Source organism: Streptomyces sp. NBC_01571 (genome assembly GCF_026339875.1).
GTDB lineage: Bacteria > Actinomycetota > Actinomycetes > Streptomycetales > Streptomycetaceae > Streptomyces.
Genome location: NZ_JAPEPZ010000001.1, coordinates 2,453,100 through 2,473,980 on the forward strand (window position 1 = coordinate 2,453,100; position 20,881 = coordinate 2,473,980).

At 72.6% G+C, this 20,881-nt stretch carries 19 protein-coding genes; 2 read left to right on the forward strand and 17 right to left on the reverse strand.

What is annotated here, in order from left to right:
* The first annotated feature begins 13 nt into the window (after positions 1–13).
* Complete coding sequence (locus OHB41_RS11020) at positions 14–754, forward strand: GntR family transcriptional regulator (protein WP_266697671.1); 741 nt, start codon at positions 14–16, stop codon at positions 752–754.
* A gap of 223 nt (positions 755–977) precedes the next feature.
* Here OHB41_RS11020 and OHB41_RS11025 read toward each other — a convergent pair whose 3' ends face one another.
* The 9 genes from OHB41_RS11025 to fmt form a co-directional block, all read right to left on the reverse strand.
* A complete protein-coding gene (locus tag OHB41_RS11025) occupies positions 978–1,430 on the reverse strand; it encodes an Lrp/AsnC family transcriptional regulator (protein WP_266697673.1) in 453 nt (150 codons plus the stop codon).
* Between the two features lie 10 nt (positions 1,431–1,440).
* Positions 1,441–2,907 carry an amino acid permease gene (locus OHB41_RS11030; protein WP_266697674.1) on the reverse strand — a complete coding sequence of 489 codons (1,467 nt, stop codon included), beginning with the start codon at positions 2,905–2,907 and terminating at the stop codon, positions 1,441–1,443.
* 384 nt (positions 2,908–3,291) lie between these two features.
* Positions 3,292–4,734, reverse strand: a complete 1,443-nt coding sequence (locus tag OHB41_RS11035) for a GuaB1 family IMP dehydrogenase-related protein (RefSeq protein WP_266705775.1) — start codon at positions 4,732–4,734, stop codon at positions 3,292–3,294.
* A gap of 106 nt (positions 4,735–4,840) precedes the next feature.
* Positions 4,841–5,218, reverse strand: coding sequence for a barstar family protein (locus OHB41_RS11040; protein ID WP_266697676.1), 378 nt, complete (start codon positions 5,216–5,218; stop codon positions 4,841–4,843).
* Positions 5,215–5,634 carry a guanyl-specific ribonuclease gene (locus OHB41_RS11045; RefSeq protein ID WP_266697678.1) on the reverse strand — a complete coding sequence of 140 codons (420 nt, stop codon included), beginning with the start codon at positions 5,632–5,634 and terminating at the stop codon, positions 5,215–5,217. The genes OHB41_RS11040 and OHB41_RS11045 overlap by 4 nt, the downstream gene beginning before the upstream one ends.
* 145 nt (positions 5,635–5,779) lie before the next feature.
* Positions 5,780–6,823 carry a sugar-binding transcriptional regulator gene (locus OHB41_RS11050; protein ID WP_266697680.1) on the reverse strand — a complete coding sequence of 348 codons (1,044 nt, stop codon included), beginning with the start codon at positions 6,821–6,823 and terminating at the stop codon, positions 5,780–5,782.
* Positions 6,824–6,901: 78 nt separating this feature from the next.
* Positions 6,902–7,588, reverse strand: a complete 687-nt coding sequence (gene rpe, locus OHB41_RS11055) for a ribulose-phosphate 3-epimerase (RefSeq protein WP_266697682.1) — start codon at positions 7,586–7,588, stop codon at positions 6,902–6,904.
* A 165-nt stretch (positions 7,589–7,753) separates the two neighbouring features.
* Positions 7,754–9,187 (reverse strand): RsmB/NOP family class I SAM-dependent RNA methyltransferase, encoded by a 1,434-nt coding sequence (locus tag OHB41_RS11060; RefSeq protein ID WP_266697683.1) that lies wholly within the window; start codon positions 9,185–9,187, stop codon positions 7,754–7,756.
* Between the two features lie 790 nt (positions 9,188–9,977).
* Positions 9,978–10,910, reverse strand: coding sequence for a methionyl-tRNA formyltransferase (gene fmt / locus OHB41_RS11065; protein WP_266697685.1), 933 nt, complete (start codon positions 10,908–10,910; stop codon positions 9,978–9,980).
* A gap of 395 nt (positions 10,911–11,305) precedes the next feature.
* Between fmt and OHB41_RS11070 the strand changes: the two genes are divergently transcribed.
* A complete protein-coding gene (locus OHB41_RS11070) occupies positions 11,306–11,848 on the forward strand; it encodes a hypothetical protein (RefSeq protein WP_266697686.1) in 543 nt (180 codons plus the stop codon).
* A gap of 75 nt (positions 11,849–11,923) precedes the next feature.
* On the opposite strand, the gene OHB41_RS11075 is transcribed toward OHB41_RS11070, so the two are convergent.
* The 8 genes from OHB41_RS11075 to OHB41_RS11110 all read right to left on the reverse strand — a co-directional run bounded on the left by OHB41_RS11075 (position 11,924) and on the right by OHB41_RS11110 (position 20,856).
* Positions 11,924–14,071, reverse strand: coding sequence for a primosomal protein N' (locus OHB41_RS11075; RefSeq protein WP_266697691.1), 2,148 nt, complete (start codon positions 14,069–14,071; stop codon positions 11,924–11,926).
* A gap of 478 nt (positions 14,072–14,549) precedes the next feature.
* Positions 14,550–15,758, reverse strand: coding sequence for a methionine adenosyltransferase (gene metK, locus OHB41_RS11080; protein ID WP_266697692.1), 1,209 nt, complete (start codon positions 15,756–15,758; stop codon positions 14,550–14,552).
* A gap of 241 nt (positions 15,759–15,999) precedes the next feature.
* Positions 16,000–17,202 carry a bifunctional phosphopantothenoylcysteine decarboxylase/phosphopantothenate--cysteine ligase CoaBC gene (gene coaBC, locus OHB41_RS11085; RefSeq protein ID WP_266697694.1) on the reverse strand — a complete coding sequence of 401 codons (1,203 nt, stop codon included), beginning with the start codon at positions 17,200–17,202 and terminating at the stop codon, positions 16,000–16,002.
* Between the two features lie 114 nt (positions 17,203–17,316).
* Positions 17,317–17,589 (reverse strand): DNA-directed RNA polymerase subunit omega, encoded by a 273-nt coding sequence (gene rpoZ, locus OHB41_RS11090; RefSeq protein ID WP_189930582.1) that lies wholly within the window; start codon positions 17,587–17,589, stop codon positions 17,317–17,319.
* 37 nt (positions 17,590–17,626) lie between these two features.
* Positions 17,627–18,184, reverse strand: coding sequence for a guanylate kinase (gmk, locus tag OHB41_RS11095; RefSeq protein WP_266697699.1), 558 nt, complete (start codon positions 18,182–18,184; stop codon positions 17,627–17,629).
* Positions 18,185–18,221: 37 nt separating this feature from the next.
* Complete coding sequence (locus OHB41_RS11100; protein WP_016638838.1) at positions 18,222–18,545, reverse strand: integration host factor; 324 nt, start codon at positions 18,543–18,545, stop codon at positions 18,222–18,224.
* Positions 18,546–18,910: 365 nt separating this feature from the next.
* Positions 18,911–19,753, reverse strand: a complete 843-nt coding sequence (gene pyrF, locus OHB41_RS11105) for an orotidine-5'-phosphate decarboxylase (protein WP_266697700.1) — start codon at positions 19,751–19,753, stop codon at positions 18,911–18,913.
* Positions 19,750–20,856: a quinone-dependent dihydroorotate dehydrogenase gene (locus tag OHB41_RS11110; protein ID WP_266697701.1), complete on the reverse strand. Its 1,107-nt coding sequence runs from the start codon at positions 20,854–20,856 to the stop codon at positions 19,750–19,752. Before OHB41_RS11110 ends, pyrF begins: the two co-directional genes overlap by 4 nt.
* Between the last annotated feature and the right edge of the window lie 25 nt (positions 20,857–20,881).

Sequence of the window (20,881 nt, forward strand, 5' to 3'; positions counted from 1 at the left end):
TCAGAGGGGAAGCATGGGGGCGCGACACGAGGAGATCGCCGACGAGCTGCGGCGGGCGATCGACCGCGAGGAGTACACGGTGGGCAGTCTGCTGCCCGCGGAGACGGACCTCGCGGCGCAGTACGGCGTGGCGCGCGGCACGGTCCGGCAGGCCGTCGCGGCCCTGACCGCCGAGGGCCTGATCGGGTCCCGCCAGGGCGCGCGCCGGGTGGTGCTGGCCAGCCGCCGCAGCCAGAGCTTCGCCGAACTGCGCAGCTTCGCCGAGTGGGCACGCACGATGGGGCGGGAGGCGACGGGACGCGTGGTCGAGCAGACCTACCGTCCGGCGACCGCCGAGGATGCCGTGCGCCTCCAACTGCCGGAGGGGACAGCCGTGTTGCACGTGCTGCGGGTGCGTGGCCTGGACGGTGAGCCGGTGCTCCTGGAGCGGACCGTGTACGCCGACTGGATCTCCCCCGCCGTCGAGGCCATCGAGCCCGACTGCCCCTCCGTGACCCAGCGGCTCTTCGAGGACACGGGCCTGGTCTTCGCCTACGGCGAGCACGTCATCGACGCGGTGGCGGCCGGCGCCCAGGACGCCGACCTTCTCGGCATCCGCCGCACCAGCCCCCTGCTCCGAGTCCGCCGCGTCACCACGACCCGCGAAGGCCGCCCGGTGGAATGGTCGGACGACCGCTACCGCTCCGACGCCGTGAGCTTCAGCGTGCACAACTCGATAGGGAACAACGCCATGGCGAGGAAGACGGCGGAGTAGAGACCGAGTTGAGACGGACGCCCCGCGCCCGTCAGGGGCGCAGGCGACCGCGCCATTCATGACCACGGTCAACGCGCGCTCGCCAGCACCGCTGACAACCCGCGCCCCGTCAACGCCGCGAGCAACCCGCGCCCTGAGTGGGGCGGGGAACTGCGCGACCAGCCACGGACCACCCGCAGGCCCCGACCCGCCCCGGCCCCGACCCTGGTCCCGGCCACAGGCCCTACGTGGGCGACCCCGAAGAGAACCTCCGCAGCAACGGCGAAAGCACCAGCACGGACTTCGTCCGCTCCACGAACGGCTCCCCCGCGATCCGCTCCAGCACGCGCTCGAAGTGCCGCATGTCGGACGCGAAGACCTGGACGACCGCGTCCGCCTCCCCGGTGACCGTGGAGGCGGCCACGACTTCCTGGTAGCGCTCCAGCCCCCGCTGGATCGTCTCCGGCGAGGTGTTGCGCCGGCAGTAGATCTCGACGAACCCCTCCGTCTCCCAGCCGAGCGCGGCCGGGTCCACCCGTACCGTGAACCCCGTGATGGCCCCGGTCGCCCGCAACCGGTCCACCCTGCGTTTCACGGCCGGCGCGGACAGGCCGACCAGGTGGCCGATGTCGGCGTAGGAGCGGCGGGCGTCCTCGGCGAGGGCGTGCACGATGCGTTCGTCGAGATCGTTCAGCACTGCGGGTGGTTCACTTCTCTACGGTGGCGATACGGGAGCGGCGGTAGCCGTAACTGAAGTAGAACACGAGCCCGGCGGCCATCCAGACTCCGAAGACCACCCAGGTGACGGCCGAGAGGCTGCCCATCATCCAGACGCAGAGCGCGAACCCGATCGCGGGCAGCACCGGCGACAGCGGTACCCGGAAAGTGCGCCGCATGTCCGGGCGCGTCCGGCGCAGCACGACGACGGCGACGTTGACCAGCGCGAAGGCGAAGAGCGTACCGATGCTGGTGGCGTCGGCAAGCTGACCGAGCGGGATCGCCGCGGCCAGGACACCGCAGAACAGCGAGACGATCACGGTGTTGGCGCGGGGCGCGCCGGTCTTCGGGTGGACCCGCGAGAACACCTTGGGCACGAGTCCGTCGCGGGACATGGCGAAGAGGATGCGGGTCTGGCCGTAGAGCACGGTCAGGACGACGCTGGCGATCGCGATGACGGCACCGGCCGCGAGCAGGGTGCCCCAGAAGGTCTGTCCGGTGACGTTCTTCATGATCTCGGCGAGGGCGGCCTCCGAGTCGTTGAACCGCCGCCAGGGCTTCGCTCCGACGGCGACGGCCGCGACGACGACGTACAGCGCCGTCACGATGACCAGCGAGAGCATGATCGCGCGGGGCAGGTCGCGCTGCGCGTTCTTCGCCTCCTCACCGGCCGTGGAGGCGGCGTCGAAGCCGATGTACGAGAAGAAGAGCGTGGCCCCGGCCGCGCTGACGCCCGCCATGCCGAGCGGCATGAAGTGCTCGTAGTTTCCGGACTTGAAGCCCTGGATGCCGATGGCGCAGAACAGCAGCAGCGCGACGATCTTCACGGCGACCATGATCGTGTTGGCGCGCGCGGACTCCTTGGCGCCGCCGAGCAGGAAGGCCATGGCGAGCAGGACGACGATCAGCGCGGGCAGGTTGAAGACCCCGCCGTCGCCGGGCGGCGCGGAGAGCGCGTCCGGGATGGTGACGCCGATGGTGCCGTCGAGCAGTTCGTTCAGGTACTCGCCCCAGCCGACCGCGACGGCGGCCACCGAGACGCCGTACTCCAGGACCAGGCACCAGCCGCAGATCCAGGCGATCAGTTCGCCCATCGTTGCGTACGCGTACGAGTACGAGGAGCCGGCGACCGGGATGGTGCCCGCCAGTTCCGCGTACGAGAGAGCGGAGAAGAGCGCGGTGAGCCCGGCGATCACGAAGGAGAGGGTGACCGCGGGTCCGGCCTTGGGGACGGCCTCACCGAGGACCACGAAGATTCCGGTGCCGAGGGTGGCACCGATGCTGATCATCGTCAGCTGCCACAGGCCGAGGGAACGCCGCAGGGTGCCGCCCTCTCCCTGGCCGACCTCGGCAACCAGGCGTTCCACGGGCTTGCGGCGCATCAGACGCGCGCCGACACCCGGGGACGGTGGGGCGGTCTGTGTGCGGGACTGCGGGGGTGCGCCGGGATCGAGCACGCGCTGGCTCCTTCATCACTGCCGGTCGAGAAGGCGGGGACCGGCGGCACCCCTGACAGGAGGGACCCACCGAGCGGAGTCCCCGCCACGCCATGTACAGCGCTCGACCCTATGAGCCGGGCCTTCACCGGCGTAATGCGGCAACCTTGCGCGTCTCCGTAAGATCATTGCGTTCATCCCGGCTCGGCGCGTGTTCGTTGCGCGGGCCCTTTCGATGGTTGCGCACACCGTCCCCGGGCCGCCGGACGAGCCGGTGCCGGCCCCGGTCGGCCGGGGGGTGCCGGCCGGTGCGCGAACGCGTCGGCCTGGGGGCCGCCGGCCGGTGCGCGAACGCCGAACGGCCCGCGCGGACGCACCGCGGGGGCCGTTCGGAAGGGGAGCGGGTCAGCTCCAGCTGGCGTGCAGCGGCTTGCCCTCGGCGTATCCGGCGGCGCTCTGGATGCCGACGACGGCCTTCTCGCCGAACTCCTCCAGCGAGTTGGCACCGGCGTAGGTGCAGGAGGAGCGGACGCCCGCGATGATCGAGTCGATCAGGTCCTCGACGCCCGGACGGGCCGGGTCGAGGAACATCCGCGAGGTGGAGATGCCCTCCTCGAACAGGGCCTTGCGGGCGCGGTCGTACGCCGACTCCTCGCTGGTGCGGTTGCGGACGGCGCGGGCGGAGGCCATGCCGAACGACTCCTTGTACAGGCGCCCGTTGGCGTCCTGCTGGAGGTCGCCCGGGGACTCGTACGTCCCGGCGAACCAGGAGCCGATCATGACGTTGGACGCGCCCGCGGCCAGTGCCATGGCGACGTCGCGCGGGTGGCGGACCCCGCCGTCGGCCCACACGTGCTTGCCGTACTTCTTCGCCTCGGCGGCGCACTCCAGGACGGCGGAGAACTGGGGCCGGCCGACGCCGGTCATCATCCGGGTGGTGCACATGGCGCCGGGGCCGACACCCACCTTGATGATGTCCGCGCCCGCCTCGACGAGGTCCTTGACGCCCTCGGCGGCGACGATGTTGCCGGCCGCGATCGGGACGTGCGGGTCGAGCGCGCGCACGGTCCTGATCGCGCTGATCATCGACTCCTGGTGGCCGTGCGCCGTGTCGATGACGAGGGTGTCGACGCCCGCGTCGAGGAGCTGCTTGGCCTTGCCCGCGACGTCGCCGTTGATGCCGACGGCGGCGGCGATGCGCAGCCTGCCGTCGGCGTCGGTGGCCGGGGTGTAGAGCGTGGCGCGCAGGGCGCCCTTGCGGGTGAGGATGCCGGCGAGCCTGCCGTCCCGGTCGACGGCGGGGGCGTAGCGGCGGTTGGCCCCGTCCAGCTTGTTGAACGCCTCGCGCGGCTCGATGTCGGCGTCGAGCAGCAGCAGGTCCCGGGACATGACCTCGGAGAGCTGGGTGAAGCGGTCCACACCGGTCAGGTCGGTGTCGGTGACCACGCCGACCGGGCGGCCGTCCTCGTCCACGACGACGCCCGCGTTGTGCGCGCGCTTGGGCAGCAGCGCGAGGGCGTCGGCGACGGTCTGGTGGGGGGCGAGGATGATCGGGGTGTCGAGCACCAGGTGGCGTCCCTTGACCCAGGTGACGACCTCGGTGACGACCTCGATCGGAATGTCCTGCGGGATGACGACGAGGCCGCCGCGGCGGGCGACGGTCTCGGCCATCCGGCGGCCGGCGATGGCGGTCATGTTGGCCACGACCAGCGGGATCGTGGTGCCCGTCCCGTCCGGGGCGGCGAGGTCCACGCCCTGCCGGGAGCCGACCGCCGAGCGGCTGGGCACCATGAAGACGTCGTCGTACGTCAGGTCGTACGGGGGCTGGATGTCGTTGAGGAAACGCACGTGCTGCACATCCCGGTGGATCAGAGGTGGCCCCCGGACAGGTCAGCCAGGGGGAAAGCACGTACTTCATTGTCCCATGGCGGCCCTGGTGGGATACCCGGACACATCATCCAGGCCGGCCGGTCCGGCCGTCGTCGGATCCTCCAAGAGCGAGGACGACCTGGAGCGCCCCCGCGGTGCCACGCCCGTGGTCGGTGGCCTCGGCGAACACCTCCTGCGCGATGCCCCACTCCCGTGGCGCGGCTCGGGCGAAGTCCCGCCAGCCGGTGACGACGAGCAGCCGTCCACGGGCGGGCGGGGCCCAGGACAGGTCTCCGAGGCAGTCGGCGAGGGCGTCCCAGTTCCGCCCGAACCAGTCGGGCAGGTCGAGGGCGCGGGCGCAGCGGTCCATGAACGCGGGTTTGTCGGTGACCCCGGCGAGGTCGAGCCGGAAATGGGCCCAGCCGGCGGCGGCCAGGACGTCCGCGAGGGTGCCGTCGATCATCTCAACACCGCCCGGAAGGACTTGTAGTGATCATCGGTGTAGTAGATCTCACCGCCCTGCCCGGTGACAATGCGCCGGGCTCCCCGGTCCCCTTCGCCCGGCGTCCTGGCGGTGTACTCGTGGTAGTAGCCGCGCTGGTGGAGCGGCAGCAGCCGCTCGAGGTTGCCGAAGACGACGCCGTCCCTGGCGTACGGGAAGGGGCCGCCCCGGTCGATGAGGGCGAGGGTCGCGCGCGCTTCCGCGGGGAGGCGGGCCTCCCGCACGGTGCCCATGCCGTGCGTCCGGCCGGGCGCGGAGATGCCGGGGGCGGTGTCCGCCGGGGAGGGGGGCGAGGGAGCCGGGGAGCACCCCGTGAGCAGGGCCGCCAGGCACAGGACGAGACCCGCGACGAGCCTGGGCACCGACCGCGGCGGCATGACGTCGATGCTGCCACGGCCGGCCGTGGGCGGCGCGCGTAAGGGCCCCGGAGAGCGCCTCACGAGCCGCCTGCCGTCCATGGGGCGCGATGGGGCGCCGGAGGGCGCACGGCGCGCTCCGAGGGCGCCGTGCGCCCCCTTGCGGTCACGGCCCGTCCGGGTCCTGGCGGGACAGCGCCGGGCGTGGTGCCGGGCCCGCCGTCATCAGGTAGTCCGCGGCCGAGGTGTCCGTCACCAGGCTGGTGACGAGCCCGGAGCGCAGTACGGCGTCGATCGCGGCCGCCTTGCGCTGTCCGCCCGCGATCGCGACGACCTCGGGGATGCGGCGCAGCCGGTCGGCCTCGACGGTGATGCACCGCTCGCCCAGGTCCCGGCCGACCCGCCGGCCCTCGGTGTCGAACAGGTGAGCGGACATCTCGGCGGCGACTCCGAGGGACGCGTAGTGGGCACGCTCCTCGTCACTGAGCATGTCGTGCACCGTCGAGATGCCCGGCTCCCAGGAGCCGATGGAGACACAGGCGACGGTGACCTTGTCGAAGTACTCGAAGGCGCGTGCGATCCCCGTCTGGCTGCGCAGCGCCGCCGCGGTCGCCGCGTCGGGCAGCAGCATCGGCGCGTAGATGGGGTGGGCGTCGCCGCCCGACACCTGGGCGGCGCGGCGTACCGCCTCCACCGAACCGCGCTCGGCGGTCCCGGCGTCGTAGACGCCCGTCAGCTGCACCACCGTGCACGGCGGAAGCCGGTCGAGGGCCGCGGCCATGTGAATGGTGGAGCGGCCCCAGGCGAGACCGAGGACATCGCCCTCGTTGACGAGCTCGCCGAGCAGGTCGGCGGCCACCTCTCCGAGGTTCTCGGGGTCGGGCGACTCCTCGGCGTCGGCCGGGGACTCGACCACCACCGCGTGCCGGAGGCCGTAGCGGGCGCGCAGCGCGTCGGAGCGCTCCGCGTCCAGCTCGGCCGGCACCCGGATCTCGATCCGCACGAGATCCCGTTCGAGAGCGGTCTCCAGGACCCGGGCCACCTTGAAGCGGCTGACGCCGAACTCCTCGGCGATCTGGATCTTGGATTTGCCCTCGAGGTAGAAGCGGCGGGCCATGGCCGCCGCCTGGACCAGCTCAGCGGGTCCCATCCGCATGGCTGACCGGCCCGCCGACATACCCGACACGGCGCTCTCCTCACTGCTGTTCACACTCTGGATTCGCCGTTCATCCTTGCAGATCCGGCGTACTTGATCAGCCCAGATGGGCGGCGTTCACGTTCCCTTGGTTCAGTGGTCGCACGCCCACGCCGCATGAGCCGTCGCCTCCTGTGCCTGGGTGCGCAATGCACGTACCGCCTGGGCCGGGTCCGATGCCCCGTAGACCGCCGAACCCGCGACGAAAACGTCCGCGCCCGCCTCGGCGCACCGCTCGATGGTGGAGGCCGAGACACCGCCGTCGACCTGGAGCCAGAGTTCGAGTCCGTGCTTGCTGATCAGCTCACGGGTGCGGCGGATCTTCGGAAGCATGATGTCCAGGAACGCCTGGCCCCCGAAACCCGGCTCCACCGTCATGACCAGCAGCATGTCGAGCTCGGGCAGCAGATCCTCGTACGGCTCGATCGGGGTGGCGGGCTTGAGCGCCATGGAGGCGCGGGCGCCCATGGCCCGGATCTCGCGGGCGAGCCGCACCGGCGCCGCGGCCGCCTCCACGTGGAAGGTGACGGAACCCGCACCCGCTTCGACGTACTGGGGCGCCCACCGATCGACGTCCTCGATCATCAGATGGCAGTCCAGCGGCGTGTCCGTCGCGCGGGCCAGGGATTCCACGACCGGCACCCCGAGCGTGAGGTTCGGTACGAAGTGGTTGTCCATGACGTCGACATGGAGCCAGTCCGCTCCCTGCACCGCCTGTGCCTCCTGGGCAAGACGGGCGAAGTCGGCGGAGAGAATGCTGGGGTTGATCTGCACGGCCATGCCCCAAGACTGCCATGCCCGGCACCGGTTGCTCTCCCCGGTCCGGAACGGGGCCGGCGCCGGGATGCCGCGCGGTGGTCCGCCATGCCGTGCGGGGCCGCCCGGGGGCCCCGTCCGACACGGCCACGGAGGCCCGTATCGGACGGTGGGCTCGGCGTGCGGGGCTCAGGCGGTCCGCCTGATCAGCGCCAGGTACATCGCGTCCGTCCCGTGCAGATGCGGCCACAGCTGGACGTCGGGGCCGTCGCCGAGCGCCGGTACGTCCGGGAGCAGCGGACGGGCGTCGAGCAGTTCGGCCGAGCCGTTCTCGTAGTGCTTGAGCACGTCGTCCACGACCGCGCGGGTCTCGGCGAGGTGCGGCGAGCAGGTCGCGTATCCGACGACGCCGCCGATCCGGACGGAGTCGAGCGCGGTGCGCAGCAGCCCGCGCTGCAACGACGCGAACCCGTCCAGGTCCTCCGGGCGGCGCCGCCAGCGCGCCTCGGGACGGCGCCGCAGGGCGCCGAGGCCGGTGCAGGGCACGTCCATGAGGACGCGGTCGAACGTCCCGGGCAGCCACGGCGGACGGGTGCCGTCGGCGGCGATGACCTGGTAGGGGCCGGGGTTCCCGGCCAGCGCCTTCGCCACGAGCCCGGCCCGGTGCGGCTGCTTCTCCGAGGCGAGCAGCACTGCACCGCGCTCGGCGGCGAGACCGGCGAGCATGGCGGCCTTGCCGCCGGGGCCCGCGCAGCCGTCCAGCCAGGCCTTGTCGGGCCCGTCGAGCGGCGCGTTCGCGAGGGCCAGGGCCACCAGCTGGCTGCCCTCGTCCTGGACGCCCGCACGCCCCTCCCGTACGGCGTCGATGGCACCCGGTTCGCCGCCCTCGCTGAGCCGCACGGCATACGGCGACCAGCGCCCCGGCAGGGCGGACTCCTCCCCCAGGGCGTCGAGGAGTTCGCTCGCGGTGGCGCGTCCGGGCCGGGCGACGAGGGTCACCTCGGGCCGTTCGTTGTCGGCCTCCAGCAGGTCCTCGATCCCGGCCCGCCCGCCGCCGAGCGAGTCCCACAGCGCGGAGACGACCCAGCGCGGGTGGGAGTGCACGACGGCCAGATGGTCCTCGGGGTCGTCGTCGTAGGGCGGCGCGACCTGCTCCAGCCAGCCGTCGAGATCCTGCCGCGCGACCTTGCGCAGCACGGCGTTGACGAACTTGGCGCGCCCGTCGCCGAGCACGACGCGGGCGAGTTCGACCGAGGCGGACACGGCGGCGTGCGTCGGGATGCGTGTCCCGAGCAGCTGGTGGACGCCGAGGCTGAGGACGTCCAGCACCGGCGGGTCGACCTCGCGCAGCGGCCGGTCGACACAGGCCGAGATGACGGCGTCGTACGTGCCCTGGCGACGCAGCGTCCCGTACACGAGCTCGGTCGCCAGCGCCGCGTCCCGCCCGTCGAAGTCGCCCTTCTCCCGCGCCTTGCGCAGCAGCGGGGGCAGGACGAGGTTGGCGTACGCGTCCCGCTCGTCCACGGCCCGCAGCGCCTCGAAGGCGAGGAAGCGGACGGGGTCCTTCTGGGGGCGGCGGTAGGGCTTGCCGGGCTTGCTCGGCCGACGGGACTGCTCACTCACGAAAAAGGTGCTCCGGATCCAGGAAAAAGGTGCGCCTCTCAGCGTACGCCGCGGACGGGGGTCCGGCGCCGGGCGCTCCGCGCAGCCGGGGCCCCTCGGAAGTACCGGGCATGCCGCCCCGGACGGGCGGCCCCGGCAGGACGGGACCATGGCAGGCCCGGGTTGCCGGGCCCATGGCGGACCTGTACGGCTCCGGCCGACCGAGACCTTGGCGGGCCTGACCGGGGGCCTTGGCGGGCGCGACCGGGGGCCTGGCGGGCGCGACCGCGGGGCCTTTGACGGGCCCGACCGGGGACCTCCGTGGACCCGACCGACGGGGGACCTTGGCGGACCCAACCCGGGGCGAGACTTCGACAGGCCCGACCGGGGACCTCGGAGGACCCAACCCGAGCGAGACTTCGACAGGCCCGACCGGGGCCCATGGCGGACCCAACCCGAGCGAGACTTCGACGAGCCCGACCGGGGACCTCGGAGGACCCAACCGGGCCGAGACCTTGGCGGCCCCGACCGGGGCCAGATTCTTGCAGGCCCGCCCCGGGACCTGGCGGGCCCGACCGCACGGCCCGAGCCGCGCGAGGGCGCCGGGCGGCGCGGCAGCCTGACCCCGATGCCGAGCCCCGGTGCAATGGCGGGATCGGGCACGGAGACCGGACCCCGGAGCAATGGCGACCCGGTGCGTGGCCAAGCGCAGGTTCAGCGACCCGGACCCAGGCGGGCTACCCGCCCCGGTTGCGTGCCGGCCGGGTGCGGTGCCGGAGGCCCAGCTCGGTGCCGGAGGCCCCGGCGCGGCTCAGACCCCGAGCCCCTCTCCGGAGGAGATCCGCACGCCACGTGCCCAGTCGGCGGCGCGCATCGGCTTCTTGCCCTGGGCCTGGACCCAGAGCAGTTCGACGGCGTACGAACCGGTTCCGACGTACACGTTGTTCTTGCCGACGGACAGCTCGCCCGGGGCGAGGTCGGTGCGCTCGGGCACCGGCGCGACCTGCACGAGCTTGAGCCGCTCGCCGCGGAAGACGGTCCAGGCGCCCGGCGCGGGGGTGCACCCGCGTACCACCCGGTCCACGCGCAGCGCCGGCGCGGACCAGTCGACGTGGGCGTTCTCGACGCTGATCTTCGGCGCCAGGGTGACGCCGTCGGCCGGCTGCGGTACCGCCTTCAGGGTGCCGTCCTCGATGCCGTCCATGGTCGCGAGGAGCAGCCCGGAACCGGCGAAGGCCAGCCGGGTCAGCAGGTCCCCGCTGGTGTCGGTGGGCCGGACCTCCTCGGTGACGGTCCCGTACACGGGCCCCGAGTCGAGCCCCTCCTCGATGAGGAAGGTGGAGGCACCGGTGATCTCGTCGCCCGCCATCACCGCGTGCTGCACCGGGGCGGCGCCGCGCCAGGCGGGCAGCAGCGAGAAGTGCAGGTTGACCCAGCCGTGGGCGGGCACGTCGAGGGCGACCCGGGGCAGCAGCGCCCCGTAGGCCACCACGGGGCAGCAGTCGGGGCCGATCTCCCGCAGGCGCGCCAGGAACTCCTCGTCCCGCGGCCTGGCCGGCTTCAGCACCTCGATCCCGGCCTCCGCCGCGCGCTCGGCGACCGGACTCGCGACGAGCCGGCGCCCCCGCCCGGCGGGCGCGTCGGGTCGCGTGACGACGGCGGCCACCTCGTGCCGCCCGGACGCGATCAGGGCGTCCAGAGCGGGAACGGCGACCTCGGGGGTACCTGCGAAGACGAGCTTCATGGGTGGCGGTTGGCCTCTCGGGCGGGAACTCTTCAGACCCCGCGAGCACGCCGGCGGGGCCGGGATACGGGGCGACGCACCAGTCTATGCGTCGTGGGGACACCCGACCCGGACGCTCCCGGACATCCCGCGCCGACGCCGGCTCCAACGCCCGTACCGCCAGGACCCGCACCGCCGACAGCCCTCGCCCCGCACAGGGCGTAAGGACCGTGATCGCCGCCGTACGGGCCGTGCGCACCGGGGGCGTACGCCCCCGGACGCGCCCTCTGCATATGCCCCTACGCCCCCGCAGCGTGACCACTCACCCGGAAACGCGTTGGTCAAGAGAGAGTTGACCACCAACGGGCCGTGATCGCGGCCCGATCCTTTTCAACGCCGGTTCGAGAGGCTTGTTCATGGCCGACCACGCAACCCACGACGCCCAGGCTCGGGCCAGCCTGCACTTGCTGGTGCGGGACATCGAGCGGGTCCGCCGGCAGGTGGACGCACTGCGCACGCTCACCGCCCAACTGGGCAACGTCTACCGCCCGCGCCGCTCCGGCCCCGCCACGGGCTTCGTCGTCTACGGGCGCGCCCCCGCCCCGACCGTCCGCCTCGCCCAGGAGCTGCGCGACAGCGTCGAGACGCTGGTCACGGCCGCCGTGGACTTCGACCGCTCGCTGGGCTTCTCGTGGGACGCGGTGGGCTCGGCCCTCGGGGTCACCAAGCAGGCGGTGCACCGCCGTTACGGCGCCCGCCGCGCCGCCGCCCAGGCCGCCGCGGAGGCCGAGCGCGCCACCGAGGCATCGAGCGCCCGCACGGTCGCGGTCACCACCGGCATCCCCGCGGTGCCCACGGTCCCCGCCGCCCGCTCCATGCCGACGCAGCCGACAGCGGGCAGCCCCACACTCCGCGACGAGGTGCGGCCCACCGCGTTCCCGGGCCCGCGAAACGGCTGAACCCGGTTCCCCCGTCCCACGCTCCGCCCTGCCTCCCGGCGCCGCCGCCCCGGGAGGCAGCCCCTCGTCCACTCGTCACCCGATGTCCGGCGGATCGATCCGAATCCGTACGGGCTCGCTCCCCCCACGCGCCATCCGCGCCGCCTGTGCGGCCTTCAGCGCGGCCGCCAGTACGGCACCGCTCCCCGGCGGCACTCGGACGAGAGCGCGCTCCCACCGCTCTCCCGGAGGCGGCGCCCCCACCCGACGCGGTCGCCCGGCATCCGTGACGGGCAGCGGCACCGGCCCCAACACCTCGGCGTCGCCCGGAAGTTCGACCACCGCGAGAAAACCGGCGAGCGCCTCCGCCGTACCCGACACCGCCGCCATCCGTGACACCGGCGGAAATCCCAGCTCGGCCCGCTCGGCGAGCTCACGCACCGCGTGCCCGACGGGGTCCCACCGTACGAGTGCCTGTACGGGCCGCAGTGTCGGCTCCGCGACGACCACCACGGTGCCGCCCGCTCCCTGCCCGCGCACCAGCGCCGAGGCCCCGATCCAGCGCCGCAGCGCCTCCTCGCCGGCCCGCAGATCGGGCCGCGACAGCATCGCCCAGCCGTCGAGCAGCAGCGCGGCCGCGTACCCGCCCTCCGCGACGGGTTCGGCGCCCGGGGTGGACACGACGAGCGCGGGTGCTCCCGGCACCGTGTCGAGCACCTGCTCGCGCCCCGAGGTCCGGACCGGCACCGCCGGAAAGGCCCGGCCCAGCTCCTCGGCGGTCCGCCGGGCGCCCACGATCTGCGCGCGCAGCCGGAACCCACCGCACTCGGGACAGTGCCAGGCCGCCTCGTCGCGCCCGCACCACGTGCACCGCAGCGCGCCCGCGTCCTGCGCCTCCAAGGGGCCGGCGCAGTGCCGGCAGCGGGCCGGAGCCCGGCACTGCGCGCAGGCCAGCCGCGGCACGTAGCCGCGCCTCGGCACCTGGACCAGCACAGGCCCGTGCCGCAGCCCCTCCCTGACCACCTGCCAGGCCAGGGTGGGCAGCCGGGCGGCCCGGGCCGCCTCGTCCCGTGCGAGATCCCCGTCACCCACGGTCCGTACGAGCGGCGCACTCGCCCTCACCTGGTCCCGCTCGGCGGCCAGCGGCAATGCCCAGCCGCTCTCGACCAACTGCGCGGCCTCCACCGTGCAGCTCCAACTCCCCAGCAGAAAGGCACATCTGTCATGGGCGGCCCGCAGCAGCAGGACCTCCCGCGCGTGCGGCTGGGGTGCGTGCGGCTCGCTGTGGCTGCCGTCCCCGTCGTCCCAGAGAACGACGAGTCCGAGGTCACGCACCGGAGCGAACATGGCGGCGCGCGTCCCCACGACCGCCCGTACGGACCCGCGCCGCACGGCGAGCCACTCCCCGTAGCGCTTCTCGGGTCCGGCCTCGGCCGTGAGGACCGCGTGCCGCCCCTCCCCCAGCAACGAGGTCAGCGCCGCGTCCACACGGGAGACGGTCCGGCCGTCCGGCACGACGACGAGCGCGCCCCGTCCCGAGGCGAGCGTCGCGCCCACGGCCCGCGCCAGTTCCTCCGCCCATCCGGGCCCCGGCAGCGCGTTCCACACGGCCCGCGGGGAGCCGCCGCGGGCGAGCGACTCCACAAAGGCCGCGCCTCGCACATACCGCGTCCAGGACTCCGCCGTGGGCGCCTCGGGAGCGGGCAGGGGCGCCGGAGAGGGCTTCGCCTCGGCCCGGGCGTTGCGCGGCGGCACGGCGAGTTGCAGCACATCGGCGAGGCTGCCCGCGTACCGGTCGGCGACGGCCCGGGCCAGGCCCAGCAGCTCGGGGCCGAGGACCGGTTCGGGAGACACCACCTGGGCCAGCGCGGCGAGCGGTCCTGAGTAGTCGGACTCGGCCAGCCGCTCGACGAGGAAGCCGTCGATGAGGCCCCCGCCCTCGCGCCGCCCGTCCCGCACCCGGTGCCGCCCGGCCCCGAACCGCACCCGGACCCGGACACCGGGCTGAGCCTGGGCGTCGAGCTCCTCGGGCACGGCATAGTCGAAGTACCGGTCGAGATGCAGCACGCCCTTGTCGACGAGCACGCGCGCGACGGGCAGCTCCTTGGCCAGCGCGGCGCCGCGCCAGGTCCGCGGCTTCGCCTTCGGTGCCCTGGCCTGCCGCACGCCCTCGCGGATCAGCGCAAGCTGCTCGGGCGGCGCGCCCTCCGCGTCACCCTCACCCCGCCCGTTCGCGCTGCTCACAGCAGTATTCCTACCAGACCGCACTGACACCGCCGCGCGCCCGGGATCGGGCCGGCCGTGGACCGCGAACGCCCCCGGGCGAGGCCGGCGCCCCCGCGCCGTGCCCGCGCCCTCGCGCCGTCCGACCGACAGGAAGGGCGGCCGCGACGTCGGCTCTCCCGAGATCCAGGCGGCAGCGGCCCATGATGCTTCCAGTTTCACCGCACGCCCGAGGGACGCACTCCGCCGAAGTAGCCGCGGCCATCGCACCGGGAGATCCTCAGCGTAGGAACGGCGAGCGGTCCGCGCCAGGCGTTTTCCCGGCCGGCGCGACCCGTCGGCGGACCGGTCGGCCGCCGGCACGGGCGCCGGGCCGAAGCCGGCGGCGCGGGACCAACCAGCACGGCGCGGGGACCACGAGCGGGGCAGGAACCACGACGAGGCCCGGCACCCCCTCGGGGGCACCGGGCCTCGGCAGGTCGCGGCGAGCCGCGGACGACTACAGGCCGACGGCCCTGCGCAGCGCGTCCACCCGGTCCGTCCGCTCCCACGTGAAGTCGGGCAGCTCCCGGCCGAAGTGACCGTACGCGGCCGTCTGGGAGTAGATCGGGCGCAGCAGGTCGAGGTCACGGATGATGGCCGCCGGGCGGAGGTCGAAGACCTCGGTGATGGCGGTCTCGATCTTCTCGGCGTCGACCTTCGCGGTGCCGAAGGTCTCGACGAAGAGACCGACGGGCTCGGCCTTGCCGATGGCGTAGGCGACCTGGACCTCGCAGCGCGTGGCGAGACCCGCGGCGACGACGTTCTTGGCGACCCAGCGCATCGCGTACGCGGCGGAGCGGTCGACCTTGGAGGGGTCCTTGCCGGAGAAGGCGCCGCCGCCGTGGCGGGCCATGCCGCCGTAGGTGTCGATGATGATCTTGCGGCCGGTCAGGCCGGCGTCGCCCATCGGGCCGCCGATCTCGAAGCGGCCGGTCGGGTTGACCAGCAGGCGGTAGCCCTCGGTGTCCAGCTTGATGCCGTCGTCGAGGAGGGCCTTCAGCTCCGGCTCCACCACGAACTCGCGGATGTCGGGTGCGAGCAGCGAGTCCAGGTCGATGTCGCTCGCGTGCTGCGAGGAGACCACGACCGTGTCCAGGCGGACCGCCTTGTCACCGTCGTACTCGATGGTGACCTGGGTCTTTCCGTCGGGACGGAGGTAGGGGATCGTGCCGTTCTTGCGGACCTCGGACAGACGGCGGGAGAGCCGGTGCGCCAGGTGGATCGGCAGCGGCATCAGGTTGGGCGTCTCGTCGGTCGCGTACCCGAACATCAGCCCCTGGTCGCCCGCGCCCTGCTTGTCGAGCTCGTCCTCGTCACCCTCGACGCGGGACTCGTACGCCGTGTCGACACCCTGCGCGATGTCCGGGGACTGGGAGCCGATCGACACCGAGACACCGCACGAAGCGCCGTCGAAACCCTTCTTCGACGAGTCGTAGCCGATCTCCAGGATCTTGTCCCGGACCAGCTGGGCGATCGGCGCGTACGCCTTGGTCGTGACCTCTCCGGCCACGTGCACCAGGCCGGTCGTGATCAACGTCTCCACGGCGACCCGGGACGTCGGGTCCTCCCGCAGAAGCGCGTCGAGAATGGTGTCGCTGATCTGGTCAGCGATCTTGTCGGGGTGACCCTCGGTCACGGACTCCGAGGTGAACAGGCGACGGGACACAACGCTCCCTGTGGTTGCAGCGGCTGCTGGCTGATCATTGGCGGACGGGACGGGAGCTGCGCCCGGCGTCGTCCGAGAACAGTTTATCGGTCGCGCTCGCCGGCAGGCCCCCCTGTCTCGCTTCTCGGAAGCGCTGTGACCTGCGGCACGGGCATTCTGCGCTACGGAGATCGCTCTCCGCCAGGGTCACCGCGAGCGAATTTCGCGCGGACGGGGGCGCCTGTTGAGGTGACGGGAACCTCTACCTCAGACGGCGTGTCACCAGATCCCACACGGTCTCGGCCAGGGCTTCCTTGGGTCCGTACGGCACCGCGGTCTCACTGCCGTCGGCACCCAGCACCACGGCCTCGTTCTCCTCGGAGCCGAAGGTCCTGCGCTCCCCCACCTCGTTCACCACGAGGAGATCGCACCCCTTGCGTTCCAGTTTCGCGCGGCCGTTGGCGAGGACGTCGTCCGTCTCGGCGGCGAAACCGACCACGATCTGGCCGGGACGCGAACGGTCCGCCGAGATCTCGGCGAGGATGTCCGGATTACGGACCAGGACGATCGGCTCCGGCTCCTGGCCGTCCTTCTTCTTGATCTTCCCCGCCGCGTACGCGGCGGGGCGGAAGTCCGCCACGGCCGCCGCCATGACCACGGCGTCGGCGTCCGGGGTCGCCTTGAGCACCGCCTCGCGCAGCTGCACGGCCGTGCCGACCCGCACCACGTCCACGCCCGCCGGGTCCGGCAGTCCGGTGTTCGCGGCGATCAGCGTCACCCGGGCCCCTCGCGCGGCGGCGGTGCGGGCGAGGGCGTACCCCTGCTTGCCGGAGGAACGGTTGCCGAGGAAGCGGACGGGGTCGAGCGGTTCGCGGGTACCGCCGGCGCTGACGACGACATGGCGGCCGGCGAGGTCGGGTTCCCGCACGCCCCGCGCCAGCACCCGGCGGCAGACCTCGAAGATCTCCGTGGGGTCGGGCAGCCGGCCCTTGCCGGTGTCCACGCCGGTCAGGCGGCCCACCGCGGGCTCGATGACGACGGCGCCGCGGCGGCGCAGCGTCGCCACGTTCTCCTGGGTGGCCGGGTGCTCCCACATCTCGGTGTGCATGGCGGGCGCGAAGACGACCGGGCAGCGGGCGGTGAGCAGGGTGTTGGTGAGGAGGTCGTCGGCGAGACCGTGGGCGGCCTTGGCGAGCATGTCCGTCGTCGCGGGGGCCACCACCACCAGGTCCGCGTCCTGCCCGATGCGGACGTGCGGGACCTCGTGGACGTCCGACCAGACCTCGGTGGAGACCGGGTGTCCGGAGAGCGCGGACCAGGTGGCGGCGCCCACGAAGTGCAGCGCGGACGCGGTCGGTACGACCCGCACGTCGTGCCCCGACTCCGTCAGCCTGCGCAGCAGCTCGCACGCCTTGTACGCGGCGATGCCACCGCTGACCCCCAGTACGACCTTCGGCTTGCCCACCGGGCCTCCCCACACTCGACACCCGTACGCCCCGGCTCGATGACGTACGACTCCATGACACACCACGGGCCCGGCAGTCGTACTGCCGGGCCCGGGATGAAGTGGAACAGCGGACTACTGTGCGGGGCCCTCAACGGCCTCGGACGTCAGCAGACCCGCGTTGATCTCGCGCAGGGCGATGGAGAGCGGCTTCTCGTGGACGTGGGTGTCGACGAGCGGACCGACGTACTCGAGGAGGCCCTCGCCGAGCTGCGAGTAGTACGCGTTGATCTGACGGGCGCGCTTGGCCGCGTAGATCACGAGGCTGTACTTCGAGTCGGTGGCCTCGAGGAGCTCGTCGATCGGAGGGTTGATGATGCCCTCGGGAGCGGTGGTGGAAGAGGACACGCTCTGCCTTCCGAAAGGTGGAAATTGACCTGGAATATCAAACAACTTCCATCAAGGCTAGCAGCTCACGCGCCACGTCCTCGACGGAGGTGTTGACCAGGGTGACGTCGAACTCCGGCTCGGCCGCCAGTTCGATCTTGGCGGCCTCCAGACGGCGTTCGATCACCTCGGGCGGTTCGGTGCCCCGCCCGGTGAGCCTGCGCACCAGCTCCTCCCAGGAGGGCGGAGCCAGGAACACGAGCAGCGCCTCGGGCATGGACTCGCGGACCTGCCGGGCGCCCTGGAGGTCGATCTCCAGGAGGACCGGCACACCCGTCTCCAGGTGCTCGAGGACAGCGGCGCGGGGTGTCCCGTAGCGGTTGCCGGCGAATTCGGCCCACTCCAGGAGCTCGCCGTTGGCGATCAGCTTGTCCATCTCGTCGTCCGAGACGAAGAAGTAGTGGACCCCGTGCTTCTCACCCGGGCGCGGCTTGCGGGTCGTCGCCGACACCGAGAGCCAGACCTCGGGGTGTTCCTTGCGCATATGAGCGACGACCGTGCTCTTGCCGACCCCTGAGGGGCCGGAGAGCACGGTCAGCCGCGGACGTTCACTCATGCGGCGATTATTCCAGCAATCCCGGAGTGCCCAGGACTCAGGCGCCGGAACCGCCGAACTCACGCTCCAAGGAGGCGATCTGGTTCGAGCCGAGCCCGCGCACGCGGCGGCTCTCGGAGATCCCGAGTCGCTCCATGATCTGCTTGGCGCGGACCTTGCCCACGCCCGGCAGGGACTCGAGGAGAGCGGAGACCTTCATCTTTCCGATGACGTCGTTCTCCTGGCCCTGCTTGATGACCTCGTGAAGGGAGGCGCCGGAGTGCTTGAGTCGATTCTTGACCTCGGCCCGCTCCCGGCGAGCCGCGGCGGCCTTTTCGAGCGCGGCTGCGCGCTGTTCAGGGGTAAGGGGCGGAAGAGCCACGCCTACGTCACCTCGGATGTCGAACTGTCGGATACGGACCGGTGAGGAACCTAGTCGCCCCACACCTGGGGAGCTGCGAGCAACACGCTTGCCCGTTCTCCCCCACTACCTAGAGGGCGTGGGAGGTGCCCCCACTCGACGGAGACTAGCGGGCAAGTCCGCCAGAGTCAGCGAGAACAGCGGAAAAGTCCTGGTCAGCCTCCCTGGAGACGGGCATTTGCGACATACTGCCCCGGATTTGAGGATGTATTCAGACTCGGGCCGCTCCGGACGCAGTCGTCGGACGACTGCCGAGGGTCCGCCGAGGACTCGCGGAAAGCCGGCCCGAGGTCCCGAAGGCCCCGGTAGGACCCGGAAAGGGCGGCTCAGGCGGCCTCGACCGCGGACCTGATCTCCTCCGCGAAGCGGTCCGCGGACTCCCGCAGCGCGAGAAGGTCGGGACCGTGACGAAGAACACCCCGGCTCACGTTCGGGACGACGTTGCGCACCGCCGCCCCGAAGACTCCCGCGAGATCGGCCGCGGTGGCCCCCTGGGCGCCGATTCCCGGCGCCAGGAGCGGCCCGTTGATGTCCAGGTCGTAGGAGGAGAGATCGCCCAGGGTGGCGCCGACGACCGCGCCGAAGGACCCCAGGGGCGACTCCCCGGCGTTCTCGGCGGCGAGATGGGCCAGCATGGTCGCCCCGACGGTACGGCCGTCCTCGCGGACCGCGTGCTGCACCTCGCCGCCCTCCGGGTTGGAGGTGAGGGCGAGCACGAAGAGTCCGGCACCGCTCTCGCGCGCCAGCTCCACCGCGGGCTTCAGCGAGCCGTAGCCCAGGTAGGGCGACACGGTCAGCGCGTCCGAGAACAGCGGCGCGTCCTTGCGCAGGAAGGTCTCCGCGTACGCGGCCATGGTCGAACCGATGTCACCGCGCTTGGCGTCCATGACGACCAGCGCCCCGGCCGCCCGCGCCTGCTCGACCGACCTCTCCAGGACGGCGATGCCGCGCGAGCCGAAGCGCTCGAAGAACGCGCTCTGCGGCTTGAGGACCGCGACCCGCTCGGCCAGCGCCTCGACGACGGTGCGGCTGAAGCGCTCCAGTCCGGCGATGTCGTCGGTCAGGCCCCAGTCGGCGAGCAGGGAGGCGTGCGGGTCGATACCGACGCACAGGGGGCCGCGCTCGTCCATGGCGCGGCGCAGGCGTGCTCCGAAGGGTTCCAGGCTCATACGGACTTCCTCACGTCGGCGCCGACGGCGTCGGCGAGGGTGGCGTACGGGCTCGTACGCAGGCGGCCGGCGAGGCCCTTGTGGATCGCGCGGCCCCAGAAGGGACCCTCGTAGACGAAGGCGCTGTACCCCTGGACCAGCGTGGCGCCGGCCAGGATGCGCTGCCAGGCGTCCTCGGCGTTCTCGACGCCGCCCACGCCCACCAGGGTGATCCGGTCGCCCACGCGCGCGTAGAGGCGGCGCAGCACCTCCAGGGAGCGAGCCTTCAGCGGTGCGCCGGAGAGTCCGCCGGTCTCCTTGACGAGGGAGGGTCCGGACTTCAGACCGAGTCCCTCGCGCGCGATGGTGGTGTTCGTGGCGATGATCCCGTCCAGGCCGAGTTCGACGGCGAGGTCGGCGACCGCGTCGATGTCCTCGTCGGCGAGGTCGGGAGCGATCTTGACGAGGAGCGGCACACGCCGGTCGGACACGGCACGGTCGGCGGCCTCGCGGACGGCGCTCAGCAGGGGCCGCAGCGCCTCCGTGGCCTGCAGGTCGCGCAGACCGGGGGTGTTCGGGGAGCTCACGTTGACCACGAGGTAGTCGGCGTGCCGGGCGAGCCGCTCGGCCGACTTCACGTAGTCGCCGACGGCCTCCGCCTCGGGGACGGCCTTGGTCTTGCCGATGTTGACGCCGACGACGGTCCTGAAGACGGGCGTACGGGCCGCCAGGCGCTCGGAGACGGCCGCGGAGCCCTCGTTGTTGAACCCCATGCGGTTGATCAGCGCCCGGTCCGGCACCAGCCGGAACAGCCGCTTCCTGGGGTTGCCCGGCTGCGGCTCCCCCGTCACCGTGCCGATCTCGACGTGGTCGAAGCCGAGCATCGACATCCCGTCGATGGCGACGGCGTTCTTGTCGAAGCCTGCCGCGAGCCCGAAGGGGCCGTGCATGCGCAGCCCGAACGCCTCGGTGCGCAGCTCCTCGAAGCGGGGGGCGAGCGCGGCGGCGACGAAGGTGCGCAGGACGGGGACGCGGGCGGCGAGCCTGATCCAGCGGAAGGCGAGGTGGTGGGCCCGCTCGGGGTCCATCCGCTTGAAGACGAGGTTGAAGAAGATCTTGTACATGTGTCCTCACGAAGACGTGGAGCCC